12 protein-coding genes are annotated in these 13,308 nt (G+C 63.8%); 5 read left to right on the top strand and 7 right to left on the bottom strand.

The genetic code is table 11. The features are described 5' to 3' along the window. Positions 1 to 111 precede the first annotated feature (111 nt). Positions 112 to 1,500, bottom strand: a complete 1,389-nt coding sequence (locus QX034_RS17350) for a hypothetical protein (RefSeq protein ID WP_315767163.1) — start codon at positions 1,498 to 1,500, stop codon at positions 112 to 114. A 1,032-nt stretch (positions 1,501 to 2,532) separates the two neighbouring features. On the opposite strand from QX034_RS17350, the gene QX034_RS17345 reads away from it, so the two are divergent. After that, positions 2,533 to 3,183 carry a hypothetical protein gene (locus tag QX034_RS17345; RefSeq protein WP_316189481.1) on the top strand — a complete coding sequence of 217 codons (651 nt, stop codon included), beginning with the start codon at positions 2,533 to 2,535 and terminating at the stop codon, positions 3,181 to 3,183. A gap of 99 nt (positions 3,184 to 3,282) precedes the next feature. On the opposite strand, the gene QX034_RS17340 is transcribed toward QX034_RS17345, so the two are convergent. Together QX034_RS17340 and QX034_RS17335 are read right to left on the bottom strand one after the other, a co-directional pair. Continuing rightward, positions 3,283 to 4,635 (bottom strand): IS1182 family transposase, encoded by a 1,353-nt coding sequence (locus tag QX034_RS17340; protein ID WP_315764670.1) that lies wholly within the window; start codon positions 4,633 to 4,635, stop codon positions 3,283 to 3,285. Between the two features lie 306 nt (positions 4,636 to 4,941). Beyond that, a complete protein-coding gene (locus tag QX034_RS17335; RefSeq protein ID WP_315730277.1) occupies positions 4,942 to 5,421 on the bottom strand; it encodes a GNAT family N-acetyltransferase in 480 nt (159 codons plus the stop codon). A gap of 496 nt (positions 5,422 to 5,917) precedes the next feature. Here QX034_RS17335 and QX034_RS17330 point away from each other — a divergent pair, with 496 nt between their 5' ends. Beyond that, complete coding sequence (locus QX034_RS17330; RefSeq protein WP_315767162.1) at positions 5,918 to 6,124, top strand: hypothetical protein; 207 nt, start codon at positions 5,918 to 5,920, stop codon at positions 6,122 to 6,124. Positions 6,125 to 6,374: 250 nt separating this feature from the next. Further along, the gene (locus tag QX034_RS17325; protein ID WP_315701363.1) at positions 6,375 to 6,752 is read left to right on the top strand and encodes a protease inhibitor I42 family protein; all 378 of its coding nucleotides are present in this window, start codon (positions 6,375 to 6,377) and stop codon (positions 6,750 to 6,752) included. Between the two features lie 112 nt (positions 6,753 to 6,864). On the opposite strand, the gene QX034_RS17320 is transcribed toward QX034_RS17325, so the two are convergent. Continuing rightward, positions 6,865 to 9,303, bottom strand: coding sequence for a mechanosensitive ion channel family protein (locus tag QX034_RS17320; protein WP_315701364.1), 2,439 nt, complete (start codon positions 9,301 to 9,303; stop codon positions 6,865 to 6,867). A gap of 270 nt (positions 9,304 to 9,573) precedes the next feature. Beyond that, on the bottom strand, positions 9,574 to 10,230 hold the full coding sequence (locus QX034_RS17315) for a glutathione S-transferase family protein (RefSeq protein ID WP_316195639.1): 657 nt from the start codon (positions 10,228 to 10,230) through the stop codon (positions 9,574 to 9,576). A gap of 85 nt (positions 10,231 to 10,315) precedes the next feature. On the opposite strand from QX034_RS17315, the gene QX034_RS17310 reads away from it, so the two are divergent. Next, the gene (locus QX034_RS17310; protein ID WP_315767161.1) at positions 10,316 to 11,281 is read left to right on the top strand and encodes a YafY family protein; all 966 of its coding nucleotides are present in this window, start codon (positions 10,316 to 10,318) and stop codon (positions 11,279 to 11,281) included. Positions 11,282 to 11,615: 334 nt separating this feature from the next. Further along, the gene (locus tag QX034_RS17305; protein WP_316189478.1) at positions 11,616 to 11,867 is read left to right on the top strand and encodes a hypothetical protein; all 252 of its coding nucleotides are present in this window, start codon (positions 11,616 to 11,618) and stop codon (positions 11,865 to 11,867) included. Between the two features lie 13 nt (positions 11,868 to 11,880). On the opposite strand, the gene QX034_RS17300 is transcribed toward QX034_RS17305, so the two are convergent. After that, entirely contained in the window at positions 11,881 to 12,378 is a 498-nt protein-coding gene (locus QX034_RS17300) for a TPM domain-containing protein (protein WP_315728847.1), read from the bottom strand. Positions 12,379 to 12,396: 18 nt separating this feature from the next. Then, on the bottom strand, positions 12,397 to 13,302 hold the full coding sequence (locus QX034_RS17295) for a TPM domain-containing protein (RefSeq protein WP_316195637.1): 906 nt from the start codon (positions 13,300 to 13,302) through the stop codon (positions 12,397 to 12,399). Positions 13,303 to 13,308 lie beyond the last annotated feature (6 nt).

The following is a 13,308-nucleotide window of genomic DNA, read 5'->3' as shown; positions in this document are numbered from 1 at the left end:
CGCCGAAAATAGCCGAAAAGCGGAGAGCTGCGGGCAAGCATGAAAAGAGGCGCTTCACGTCGGGGTGAAGCGCCTCGCTGCCAAGTTGCTGCCAAGTTCTCAGATCGACAATCAGCGCGAGACCACAAGGCCCCTTGACGTTACCACCACCCAACGGCCGTCCTGCCGGCGGATGGCGTCGATCTTGCCGAGCCCTGGCACCGGATCGCCGGCATAGACCTCGTAAAGCCCATCGCGGCCTTCGATCAGCGCGCCACCCCGGCCGACATTGCGCAATACCCAGCCTTCGACGATCTTCGGCTTGCTGACATCGGGCTTGGGGGCGGCCGTTTCCACCGGCGCAGCGGGCGCGACGGAGGCAACGTGCGCAGGCGCGATCGAGTTCGTCGTCTCCTTTGCCGTGGCCTGGGCGGCCGCCGAAGCCTGGGCGGAGCGCAGCCGCTCCACGGCGTCGCTGAGCTTCTGCAATTCGGTCGGCTTGGTGATCTTGGCCGCCAGTTCGCCTTGCGCCTTCTCGAGCTTGTCGAGGCGATCGGCGGCCTTGTTGAGCTCGACCAGGCTGGTCTGGTTGGCCTGCTCGAGACCCGCCTTCAGCGTGGCAACGTCGGAATCGATCCGCGCCACCGACGCCGACAGCGCCGGATCATTCTCGGTCGCCGCAGCGGTCGGCTGCGCCGTGGAGCCATGCAAAAAGGCCATGGTCGCGAACGCTCCCCCGATGCCGCCGGCCAACACCGCGGCCAGCAACATGGCAGCCAGGGCCGGCGTGCCGCGCCGACCGGCGACCATGAAAGCCGCGGGCGTTTCCTTCTCCGGCTTCTCCTTCTCCGGCTTCGGAGCCGCAGCGGCGGAGGCGGCGGCAGTCTTGTCGGATCCGTCGAACTTGAAGGGCTCGAGCTTGAGCCTCGCCTTCGCGGCGGCAGCCACGCGCGCGGCGACAGACGCCGCGGTCTCGCCGGCGCCACCATCGTTCGCGCTCGACATGATCAGCCGCTTGGCGGGCGCGTCCAATTTGGGCGGTGCCGCATTCGTTGCCGCGATCTTCGGCGCCGTCACACCGAGAGCCGAAAGCTTCGGCACGTCCGCCTTTGGCGGTTCGTTCGTCGGGGCTTCGGCCTTGATGAGTTCGATTTTGGCAGGTTCGACCTTGCGCGGCTCGGGCTTGGTCAGGTCCAAGATGGTTAACGTCGGCTTCGCCGCACCGGCCGCGGGGGTGATCGTTTCAACTCTGGCGTCAATTTTCGCCGCTTCCGGCTTGGCGATCTCCGCCGGTGCCGCGTCGGGACGGATGTCAAGCTTGGCCTCCGGCTTAACCTCAGCCTCAGCCTTGGCCGCATCGGCCGTCGGCGCCTCGTGATCGGGCGCGATCCTCGGAGATACGAGCATATGGGCCGCGGGCCCCGTCGCATCCGTCATGGTCGGCTGGGCGGGAGACGTCGGGGATGCAGCCGGCTCGGTCACGACGGCGCCAGCGCTTGTCTGTTCGGCCTGTTCGCTCACGTTCGAATTCTCCAGAACACGTTGAGCCTTTGGTAACTTTCGATTGCTTGCCAAATTCTTACTTTGGCTCGGCTTACCGAAATTTTAGGGATTTCTCCGGGGCAGTTTTGGGCCGAGAACAAGGTCCATATGTGGCAAAACTGCCGCAATTGGAGACGCCCGGCAGTTCGGGCCGGTCCACCTCCCGTGAAAGCCCGCATGGGCTCGCCTTCTCGCGGCGCAGCAGGCGTCCGAGCTTTGGGTGTTGCTCGCCCTCGGTGAAACGGAGGGCGCAAGGAAGGCCGGACCTCGACTGAGGCCCGTGGCCCGCCTGCGGAAAAAAATGCAGGCGGCAGGTACCACAGGATCAGCCGGACGACCCGGCCTTCCCTGCGCGATGGGCTTACGGCTTATACGTGATCTCCTCGGTGCACCGGGCTTTCTGGCCACCGTCATCCGCGCCATGTCCTCGCATCGCAAAGCGATATCGAGACGCACGTCACGGATTTGATATCAGCGTCGGGATATCAGGACCACACGACTTCACCGTCCGCTACATCGTCAGTCGTCTTGCGCAAAGCGCCTGACGTTGTCGCGGCCACCGCATCCCGCACTCCACGTATCGTGACGATCGCGAAACGCCCCTCCTGAAGAGCGCGGGACGTGGGATAGGATCGTCCTGATTTGCCCGACAACACAAGCGCGCGCATGTGCGACACGGTGGCACGACGGGCAATATCTGCATGGCGTGCATGCTCGGATTGCCCGACGGGCACGCTCAGTATCGGCGAACTCGCAAGAGCGACGAGAAGGGCTGCCACAACACGCAAGCGTTGAGAACGTCTGCTGACTGGACCAGACCGGAAGCCCCCCTTGCGAGCGCGAACCGACGCTTTTGACCCCAAAGCGGATACCGCCGAGCCCGAGCGGCCGATCCTTGTTGAGTTAAATTCTTAAGTCCTTCTTAGCTGACGCGTGGGACATGCCATGTGGTAGGAAGCAAACGTAACCAGAATGTCTCGGCAGGATTTTCCAGCGACCAGGCCCTCCCTCGTGGAGAGGATCGACCTCTGGTTTTCGAAAGGTCACGTCGTTGATGGCATTTGGGTAGGCAGCTTTCAATCGGACGCCAAGCCAGCCATTCAACGTATTGAAGACGCGCTTCGGCTGATCGAACGCTGTGCCCCGCTTCACCACCGGCGCATCAAGAACAACCTTGCTAGAATTTGGGTGCACCTAATTCCGCATGGAGCCGGTTGCTATCTGCACTCCTTGAACGCCTGCTTGCTGGATGAGCGTATAGTCGCTTCGGAAACCACAACAGTCGAATGGATCGCATCCGCCATCGTCCACGAGGCAACCCATGCACGACTTGAAAAGTTAGGTATCCGCTACCAAGAAGCGGCACGCCAACGGATCGAACGGATTTGTGCTCGAAGAGAACTCGACTTTGCTCGACGTCTGTCAGGTGTCGACGCCTTGCTAGCAGAGATAACGTGGCGGCTCGACCGGTGCAGTGAAGAAAATGCGTTCTATACCGACCAAACCATGTGGGAGAAAACTGTACAGGGCAACGCGGAGATACTCCGTCATCTGGGAACGCCAGAATGGGTCATAACTCTAGTGTTTAGGACGGGAAATCTAGCTAGTGCAATTCGCCGCTTCACCCGACGCATAGCCGGTGCTTATTCAATAACCAAATAACCCAAGGGATGACCGCTCTTGGCCGATTCCGTTGAAAAAGTCGGCAGTAGTTTCGTCGTGAACGCCAGCTGTTTCGAGGACGAATTGGCGCGGTGTGGTTCACGCGGGCGTCGGTGTGGACATCGGGATCAGCTTGGCCATCTTACGAAGATTTTGAGCGGCTGCAGCCAGGGTGAACTCGTCGCGTGCGCCGTTCGGCCCTCTTAGTCGCAGCCGATCCAGCTTGAGGATGCGCTTGAGATGCGCGAACAGCATCTCAATCTTCTTGCGGAGCCGGCGTGAAGTGCGGCCTTCCCATGAGCTTGCGATCTCGCGTGCCATGTCGCGAGCGCCCTCGTAGATCGAGCGCGGCACTTTTCGGGCCGGGGTGTTGGGGCAACACCTGCTTCTTAGAGAGCATGCTTGACAATCGTGCTTGCTCGCACGGTAGAGGACCGTCGTATCGTTGTTCACCAGCGTCCCTGTAGTGGTGAGGGGTTTGCCAGCGGGGCAGCGATAGACGTCCCTGGTATGGTCGTAGGTGAAGGCCTCACGCGAGAAGGTCCCGTCGGTGCGGGCCGACTTGTCGAAGACGGTCACGTGCGGCTCGATCCCCTGCTCGTAGACTAGCCAGCCAAGCATCTCAGCTGAGCCATAGGCGCTGTCGCCGAGAAGCCGGCTTGGATAAAGATCGAACCTTTCGATTGAACGCTCAATCATGCGCTTGGCGGCCAATACTTCTGCCTGGCGGATCGCCGTGGTCGCTTCGACATCGACGATGATCGCATTCTCGACGTCGACCAGATAGTTCGTCGAGTAGGCGAAGAAGGCTTGGCCGCCGTGCGCTCCCGTCCAGCGCGCCGCCGGGTCGGAGGGCGACACAAACTTGGGCGTGACCTCCGTCGCGGCACCGAACGCGGCATCATCAAGAACGGCAAGGTACTCGTCGATCGCTCGACCCGCAGCCTCCGGCGGAAGCCCCTTATCGCCTTCGATTCCCTTCTGCCGATTGGCATCCGCCTTGATCAGGCTCGCGTCGACTGCGAACCCTTCGCCGCCGACCAGGCGCTCCCGGATGCAGCGGCGCAAGACGGTCTCGAACACGCGACGGAAGAGATCGCTCTCACGGAAGCGGCCGTGCCTGTTCTTCGAGAACGTCGAGTGATCGGGGACAGTTCCATCCAGACCCAACCGGCAAAACCAGCGGTATGCCAGATTGAGGTGGACTTCATCACAGAGGCGCCGTTCCGATCGTATGCCGAAGCAATAGCCGATCAGGAGCATCCTGATCATCAGCTCCGGATCGATCGAGGGCCGCCCGATGTTGCTGTAGAACGGCGCCAGCTCCCGCCGTAAGTCCTCAAGGTCGACGAACCTATCGATCGACCGCAGGAGGTGGTCGGCGGGGATGTGCCTTTCCAGCGAGAACTCATAGAACAACGCAGCCTGTTCGACTTGCCGATGCCCCATCATGACCTTCAGTCCTGCCCACTAGACAGACTGAATCACCGATATCTCTGCGTCGCAACCGCTGACTTTTTCAACGAAATCGGCCCCAAGCGGCTGACCCGGCATGCCTGCAAGGTGTCGGCTCCTTGGGGGTGAAGCGGACTCGATATGCTCAACCTGAGTTCTTCCGAGCGTGACCCACAGCGGAAATAGCTATCAATTGGCTCCGGTAGCGAGCCGAGCGTGGTTTTGTGCCTTTAACTGGAGGACGCATGTCGGTCCTTACGGGAGTGACTGCATCGACCCATTGCGGACAGAGTCGATCTTTCTTCAAGCCTGGTTAGGCTCAAGGCGTTTGGTCATGAAAAGGCTGAGCGGATCGGCCTTGTAATCGCCGAAGGGAGGACAATCTCGATAACCCGCGGCGCGATAGAGTCCGATTGCCGCTGGCTGCTTTATTCCCGTCTCAAGACTGATACGTCTGACGTTGCGATCGCGCGCAACATCTTCCAATGCGCGCAACAATTGTCTACCTAACCCAAATCCGCGGGCTTCGATCCGCACGAACATCCGCTTCATCTCGGCGTGTTCTGGGGCAAGCATCCGAAATGCGATTGATCCGAGAAGCTCTCCGTCGCGACGCGCTGTAAGAAACACCGCATCTTGTGCTCGCAGATCGTCAGCGCCAATCAGATGATTGCTTTCGGCAGGATAGAGTTCGTGAAAGTATGCGTCCGCTTGGGCCAACAGACTGAGCACATCCGGCTGTCGCGGATCTTCGGACATGAAGTCAATATTCCCGAGCATCATGCAGCACTCCACCCTGATGTTCTTATCATCGATACTAGGGGATCAGCGAAGGCACTTCAACGAAGGACGTCCGCTCTGGCCCTTCGGAAACCTTCTGGTTAGCGCCCCGGGGCTTGACCGGATATGGTCGTTCCCTAGCCGATACGGCAGCCATTGCCCCAAAGCGGGCCAGCGCGCTGTTGGCTAATCTCTGGAGATTCTCTGCCTTTGAAGTAGTGCCCGTTGCCCGATCTCTGCCCCGCTTGTGGATACGCTCTCGACTTCGCGCCCTGGACGGGCCAATCATCCTCAGACGAGATTTGCCCATGTTGCGGAATTCATTTCGGATACGACGATGCCGCCGGAGATAGCTCAATCGAGCGCCAAGCCGTGTATGCGCGATGGCGAAGTGTGTGGATTTCAAATGGAATGAAATGGTTCAGTAAAGGGCGTCGTCCCCCACCTGATTGGGATGCGAGCGAGCAGTTGAAGCGTATTAGCTCTTAAGTCCCGCAGTTTGCTCTGTGCGCTGGGATTCGACCAGAAGGTCGCGGGCGATGCGCTGCCAGTGGCGAACGGCAAGACCTTGACGCCGGTCGCCGCGCTTGATGCGTGGCTCGAAGCGGCCGGGATCTCTGACGGCCCGATCTTCCGCGCCTCGACCGGAAGTAAGCGGTGGGGGACCGATAGGCCGCTCTTGGACCCGAAGCGGACCTACGGCTGAGGAACGAGAGTTTTTATGGATCGTGCTTGCGGCAGTTGCCCGCTCGCCAAGAAGACCGTCGCGAACAAGACAATAGCGGCATGCTTCATGGCCCCCCCTTTTTGGGGGTACTCATAGATCCCGAGGCATATTTGTTAGGCCGAAGTGGCCGGCATCGATATGATTTGGATCAACAAATAGCGGCCAGATCGACCCGATATATGTTTAGTTGTCGGCTCGTTGCCGCCGAGATCAAAGCTGGAGCCAACCAATGAATGCACGGCTCGTATATCTAGTGGCGATCGTTCTGATCGTGGCGATTGACGCTCGAGCGAAAGCAGCAGATCAGACGTTGAGGCTGGCGGTCGGTCAATCCGCGAGCGTCGAACTTGAGGAAAATCCGTCAACCGGCTACGGCTGGGCGGTTGATGCCAAAGCAAGTTCCCGATTGCCGCTCGTACGCATCACCGACCGCGGCTTTTCGGAGCGCGAAGGCGGCAAGCGTCTAGTTGGCGCCCCAGGCGTTCATCGCTGGGACATTCAAGCATTAAGTGCGGGCACTGCGAATGTCGTCTTCATCTATCGGAGGCCATGGGAACGCAAGCACGTCCGTAGCCACGCGGTCGCGGTGGAGGCCGCAGCACCTTGAAAATCATCTGATCGATGGTGAGAACGGCCGAATGAGCGGCAAAAATGGAGCAGCCGTCCGCCCGCGTGCGATCGCGCCTCCGACCAGAACACGCCTATCATGACTACTCCGCCTACCCCAGGGCCCGGCGTTGCACGCCATCCGCGCCGGCGTCATCGGTGGCCTGCGGCATCGGCATCACGATGATCTGGCCGTTGGACGCGATCTCGATGCCACGCTCCTGGAAGCGCCGCTTCATGCGGCGGTTGAACTCGCGCTGCACCGGCCAGCGGCCGGAATCGGTGCAGCGGATCTGGCCGACCAGCGTCACCATCGAACCGTCCACCTTGTCGACGCCCCACAATTCGAGATCGCTGCGGATCACCCCGCGATATTCGGGCTCGCGGCGCATCTCGGCGACGATCTCCTTGAGTATCTCGCCGGCGCGGTCGGTATCCTCCTTGTAGGCGATGCTGACGCTGACCGCCGCATTGCCGGCGCCGCGGCTGGAATTGGTGATCGTCGTCACCGCACTGAACGGCACGATGTGCACGGCGCCGTCGGCGGCGCGCAGGCGGATGGTGCGGATCGAGACGTTCTCGACCGTGCCGGACAGCCCGGCGACGCTGACGACGTCGCCGACCTGCACGCCATTCTCGATCAGCAGGAACAGCCCGGTGATCAGATCCTGCACCAGCTTCTGCGAGCCGAAGCCGATGGCGATGCCGACGATCCCGGCGCCGGCAAGCAGGGGCGCGACATTGACGCCGATCTCGCTCAGCGCGGTGAGGCCGACGACGGTGACGATCAAACAGAACAGCGCCGTCCGCAGCATCGGCTGGAAGGTGCGCAAGCGCGCGGCCCGCACATAATGCCCTTCGCGCGACAGCACATCGATCTGGCGCTCCATCAGGGCATTGCTGATTTCCCAGATGCTAGCGGCCGCCAGCGCCGCGATGGCGATGGTGGCGAGCGCGGACAGCAGACGGCTGCCGATCTGGCCGCCATAGAACCACACCACGGCGTCGACGCCCCAGACCTCGAGCACGGCAACGAAGCCGGCAAAGGCGATGATGGTGGCGACGATCCGGCGCAGCAGGGGCAGATAGCGGTTGGCGCGCGTCTCCAGCCCCGGAAACCGCTCCAGGATCTCGGGCCGGATCGAAAAGCCGCGATCGATCACGCTGAGCACGACCATCGTCAGGACGCGGGCGACCAGGATCACCGCGATGGTGCCGACGAAATATTGCAGCATCAGCGAATAGCCGTTGCGGATATTGAGCGCCCACACCGCCCACAGCGCCATGTCGAGCGCGATCGCGAAATAATGCCACAGCGACGCGGCACGGCTGCGCGCCCGCGCCGCAAGCCCGCCCTGGCCGAACGGTGCCCGGATCACGTCCGCCACCTGCCGGCGGCATTGCAGGATGATGATGGCGATGAAGAGATGCACGACCAGCATGACCAGCCGTAACAGCCCCCAATATCCGGCACGGTGCAGCCCAAGCAGCAGCGCGACATTGGCGAAGCATATGCCCGACACGGCCACCGCGACGATGCGGCGCGCCCATATCTCGATATAGGCCGCGGTTTCGCCGCGGATCCGGATCAGGCCGAAGGGGCCGAACAGCGCGCGCACAGCGCAGATCATGCCGCGCGACAGGGCATAGGCATTGACGACCGCAAGGATCACGAGGCGCACGGTCGTCTGGTCGCCGATCCCGGTGCCGAGCAGCGAGGTGGCGACCGCGACGAAGACGAGCACCGGCAGGAGTTCGAGCAACAAACGCCCGAGCACGAAGGGCAGCCGGACGACCGACTGCCACAGCCGGACCAGCGACAAATGGCGGCGCCGCGGCTCAGGTTGCGTGAGGATATCGGCAATTGAGGATGGCGGGTCCGCGATCATCACCGCCTGGGCCGGAGCCCGCGCCGCCTGCGGAAGGCGCTGCTCGAGATAGGCGAGCGGCCGCCGGATCAGGCGCAAGCTCACCCATTCGGCCGCCAGCGCGCAGCCAAGCACCAGCGCGAGCTTCCAGGCGATGTCGAGCAGCTGATTGTAGGCCAACGGATCGTTGGCGGTGCGGATGATCCACCAGTAGAACGCCTGGAAATGGGTCAGCGTGCGAACGACGTCGGCGACGTCCTGGGATATCTCGGTCACCTGCTCCGACACCGCGAGCAGCAGTTGCGCGCCCAGACTGTCGGCGCTGAGCGGGATCGCAGGCTTCTCCTCGGGCGCAGGCTGCGCCGGCTGGCCCGCAGCCGGAACCGGCACCGCGGCGCCCGCCTGTGCCGGCGGCGTCGCGTTGGCGATCGCACGCAAGGTCTCGATCATCTGCGCGCGCTTGGAGGCGTCCTGCAGCGTGTCGAGCGCACGCCGCGCCTGTTCCGGGGTCAAGGCTCCGGCGGACGGCAGGGCCGGCGCTGCCGGTGCAGTTCGACTCTCGGCGAAGGCCGGATGCGCGATCAGGATGAAGCTGAAAACGAGCGTGCAAAGAAATCGCTGCGACACGAAGGCCCCTTCGAGGTGACGCGCGAGGACCGATGCGAAACCGGCCGCTCGCGCCATGCGGGAGCGCGCCGTTTCGCCGCAATCCTGTGTCGGAAGTTTGCTGGTGGCGCGGCTTTCTGTTGGAAATCGCCGCCCGACGCAGCGCGGCGGCCATATTTCAATCACAGCTCGCAGCGATGTGAGCGACCACCGCTGAACGGCGGCCGTACCCCTGTCTGTAGAGCCCGGGTGCTACCTACTTCCTCTCAGCCGCGTGCGCGGCGCGCGACGGGCCAGCAATCGAACGGCGCGTGATTGCTGGCCCGCAGCTGCGCGGCCGCGCAGCATTCAACCGCCAATAGCCGCGGCGTGGCGGGCGGCCATCTCGACATCCTCCGCCGTCACGCGCTGGAAGGCCGGACGCGCGGTCATTCGCTCCGCGTAGTTCACGAACACATCGCGCTTCGGCACGATACCGAACGTCAAGGTCCAGTTGAAGGCGGTGCCCCAGAGGATGTCGGCCGCGGTCATGCGCTCGCCGAGCAGATAAGGCCCGTTGGCGAGCTGCGCCTCCAGCGCGCCCAGCATCGTCTCGTAATCGGCATAGGGCGACTGCGTGATCGGCGCCGGCGGACGCTGCATGAAATGGTCGATCAGCGCCGGCTCGAACGAAGAGCCGTAATAGGCGATCCAGCGCAGATACGGTCCGCGCAGCGGATCATCGAGCGCGGGCGTCAATCCCGCCTCCGGGAACAGGTCGGCGAGATAGATGTAGACCGCGACCTGCTCGGTGACGAACTGGCCACGATGGCGGATCGCCGGCACCTTGCCGAGCGGGTTGATGGCGAGATAGGCCGGCTGGCGCTGCTCGCCCGCCTTCATGTTGAGGACGTGCAGATCATAGGGCGCGCCCAGCTCCTCCAGCAGCACGCGGGTGCCGGTGGCTCGGGTCTGCGGCGAATAATACAGGGTGATGCGGTCGGCTGAGCTCTCGGCTGAAGTCATTGGGCTGCTTCCTCTCGTTTTTGAAGGCAGCCCTGTTGTGCCATCCCATACCTGACATCCTGTGTCAGGTATGGTTTAACGCGCCATGCGCGCGAGCCGGCTGCTCTCCATCCTCACCACCCTGCAGGCGCGGGGCCGGGTCACCGCACCCGAGCTGGCCGAGGCTTGCGAGGTCTCGGTGCGTACGATCTATCGCGACATCGATGCGCTCTCGGCGGCGGGCATCCCGGTCTATGCCGAACGCGGCGCCGAAGGCGGCTTCCGCCTGCTCGACGGCTATCGCGTACGCCTGAACGGATTGTCGCCGGTGGAGGCCGATGCGCTGTTCATGGCGGGCCTGCCGGGGCCCGCGGCCGCACTCGGGCTCGACGGCGCGATGAGCGCAGCGCAGGCCAAACTGATCGCGGCGCTGCCGGCCAGCCTGCGCCCGAACGCTGCGCGGATGCAGGCGCGGTTTCATCTCGATGCCCCGGCATGGTTCGGCGAAGCGGAGGAGCCGCAGCACCTGCGCAGGATCGCCGATGCGCTGCTCGCCGACCGGATGATCGACATCCGCTACCAGAGCTGGCGCGCGGAAAAGCGCCGCCGCATCGCCCCGCTCGGGCTCGTGCTCAAAGGCGGCAGCTGGTATCTCGCCGGCCAGATCGACGGCAGCGTGCGCACCTACCGGGTCGCGCGCATCCTCGATTGCAGCCTGCGCGAGGAGACGTTCGCGCGGCCGGCGGATTTCGATCTCGCCACCTATTGGCAGGCCGCCACCGAACGGCTCGAGGCCGAGATGCATCCCAACGAAGCCAGGGTGCGGCTTTCGCCCCGCGGGGTCAGGCTGTTGGAGGTCGTGAGCCAGCCTTATGTCAGGGCGCGCACGCGCATCTCGGACGCGGCCGACGCCGACGGCTGGCGCATCGCCACCATTCCGATCGGCACGACGGCATGGCATGCCGCGACCGAACTCTTGCGATTCGGTCCCGATGCCGAGGTGCTGGAGCCTGCCGAGCTGCGTGCCATGATGGCCGAGCTCGCGCGCGCGATGGCGGAGCGTTATCGCTGACGCACACGGCAGGACCGATGCGGCTCGGTCCCGGCGCATCGGCGCCGCCAGCCGCCGATCAGCTCATCACCGCTCACAGCGGTGCGAGCAGCATGGCGTGCGCGCGATCCTCCCCCTTCCTGAAACCGACGAGCGGTCCGAATGTTGGCTTCAGCCGAAAGGTCCTTTCGGCTTTTCGCCCCTAATCGCGTGGGGGTTCGAGATGCATCTGAAAGCCGAATGAGGGGAAACACGAGCCGGTTGCCCCGCACCTTGGACAGAGCTCCAGGCCGCGCGTGGTCCCCTTATTCACGAGTTCCTGTACGCATCCTTCACGCATCCTTGGAGCATCAACATGATCCGACAATCCATTCTTGCGACCGTCGGCGCCGTTGCGATTTCACTTGCTGCGATCTCGGTGGCCCGCGCACACGGCCCAGCGGCCTCCGACGGCGCGAGAGTTACGAGACCGATGCGCGTCAAACATCCGGCACCGGCTTCCTGGCGATGGAGCAACGACAGGCTGGAGACGGCGCGCGAGCCGGTCCCGCCACCGGTCAATCTGTTCGAGACCGGCAGGCCACCGGCCCAGCCCGCGCAGTGGTGAGGCTTCGGCCCGCCTACATCACCACCGGCCGGTCCGGCAGCTCATTCGGCGTGCCGGCTTGCGGCGGGAAATGCTTGGCCAGTTCGCGCGACACCTTGGCGATGCCGGCGAGCACACCTTGCTCGAACCGGCCGTCGCGGAAGTCTGCCTCCATGGCGCGGCAGATGCTCTCCCAGCCATCCTTGCCGACCTTGGCGTGGATGCCGCGATCGGCGACGATCTCGACGTCGCGGTCGGCGAGCAGCAGATAGATGAGGACGCCGTTGTTGTGAGCGGTGTCCCAGATCCGCAGATGCGAAAACAGATCGAGCGCGCGCTCGCGTGCCGGCTGGTTGCGGAATAGCGGCGCGCCATCGAGCGCCCCTTCGACGACGAACCGCAGTTGGCCCGCATGGGTCGCCTCGCCGCTCCTGATGGCCTGTTCGATCCGCGCCAGCACGGCCGGCGTGAAGATCCGCCGCTGCAGCCAGCGGTGATGCAGAAGATGCCTGGCGATCCGTTTGACGCTCATATGTGCCAGCCCATTGCGTCACCAGTTTCCTGAGGCGCCGCCACCACCGAAGCTGCCGCCGCCTCCTGAGAATCCGCCATCCGACCGGCTGCCACCGCTGCTCCAGCCGCCCGACGACCCACCTGACCAGCCGCCGCCATAGCGGCCGCGCCCCGGCGGCCCGAATGCGGCAAAGCTGTCGGCAATCAGCGCGATGAAGAAGCCGACCATGCCGGACAACAGGGCTGCGGCGAGTGAGCCAACGACCAGCCACGCCAACCCGCCAACCACCGCGCCGGTGGCGGCCGAACCAAGCAGCCGGCCGAACAGCGCCCGCAGGATGCCGCCAGCCATGATGGCGCCGAACAGCACGAACGGGGCGAACGATCCGATCGTTTCGAAGTCCAGATCCTGCCCGTGCGAGGCCTGCGGCTCCGGTGCCGGCAAGGGCTCGCCGTCGATCACGCCAATGATGCGATCGACGCCCGCGGCGATGCCACCGGCGAAATCGCCGCGCCTGAATTTCGGCGTGATGTCCTCATCGATGATCCGCCGCGACGTGACGTCCGTCAGGCTGCCTTCCAGGCCGTAGCCGACCTCGATCCGCACCCGCCGGTCGTTCTTGGCGACCACCAGCAGCGCGCCGTCGTCGATCTTCTTGCGGCCGATCTTCCAGGCGTCCGCGACGCGGATCGTGAACTGCTCGATGCTCTCGGGCTGCGTGGTCGGCACCATCAGCACCGCGACCTGGCTGCCCTTCCGCGTCTCCAGATCCTTCAGCTTTTGATTCAGGCTCGCAACATCACTCGCAGCGAGCGTGCCGGTCTGATCGACCACGCGGCCGGTGAGCGGAGGGACGGCGACGTCGGCGAGCGCCGATGCAAGAAAGGGGACGCACACCAGGAGCGCTACGCCGAGGGCCCTCGCTGCCAGGATTGCGCGCAAGGTCGG

This window comes from Bradyrhizobium sp. SZCCHNR3119 (assembly GCF_032487775.1).
GTDB lineage: Bacteria > Pseudomonadota > Alphaproteobacteria > Rhizobiales > Xanthobacteraceae > Bradyrhizobium.
The sequence above is the reverse complement of the archived record's forward strand: the minus strand, read 5'-3'. Positions and strand labels throughout refer to the sequence as shown.

Bases quoted from the DNA above. Each gene is read 5' to 3' on its own strand.
- QX034_RS17335 (WP_315730277.1), bottom strand. From the start codon at position 5,421: ATGATGCTCGGGAATATTGACTTCATGTCCGAAGATCCGCGACAGCCG.
- QX034_RS17305 (WP_316189478.1), top strand. From the start codon at position 11,616: ATGATCCGACAATCCATTCTTGCGACCGTCGGCGCCGTTGCGATTTCA.
- QX034_RS17315 (WP_316195639.1), bottom strand. From the start codon at position 10,230: ATGACTTCAGCCGAGAGCTCAGCCGACCGCATCACCCTGTATTATTCG.
- QX034_RS17300 (WP_315728847.1), bottom strand. From the start codon at position 12,378: ATGAGCGTCAAACGGATCGCCAGGCATCTTCTGCATCACCGCTGGCTG.
- QX034_RS17325 (WP_315701363.1), top strand. From the start codon at position 6,375: ATGAATGCACGGCTCGTATATCTAGTGGCGATCGTTCTGATCGTGGCG.
- QX034_RS17310 (WP_315767161.1), top strand. From the start codon at position 10,316: ATGCGCGCGAGCCGGCTGCTCTCCATCCTCACCACCCTGCAGGCGCGG.
- QX034_RS17340 (WP_315764670.1), bottom strand. From the start codon at position 4,635: ATGATGGGGCATCGGCAAGTCGAACAGGCTGCGTTGTTCTATGAGTTC.
- QX034_RS17320 (WP_315701364.1), bottom strand. From the start codon at position 9,303: ATGGCGCGAGCGGCCGGTTTCGCATCGGTCCTCGCGCGTCACCTCGAA.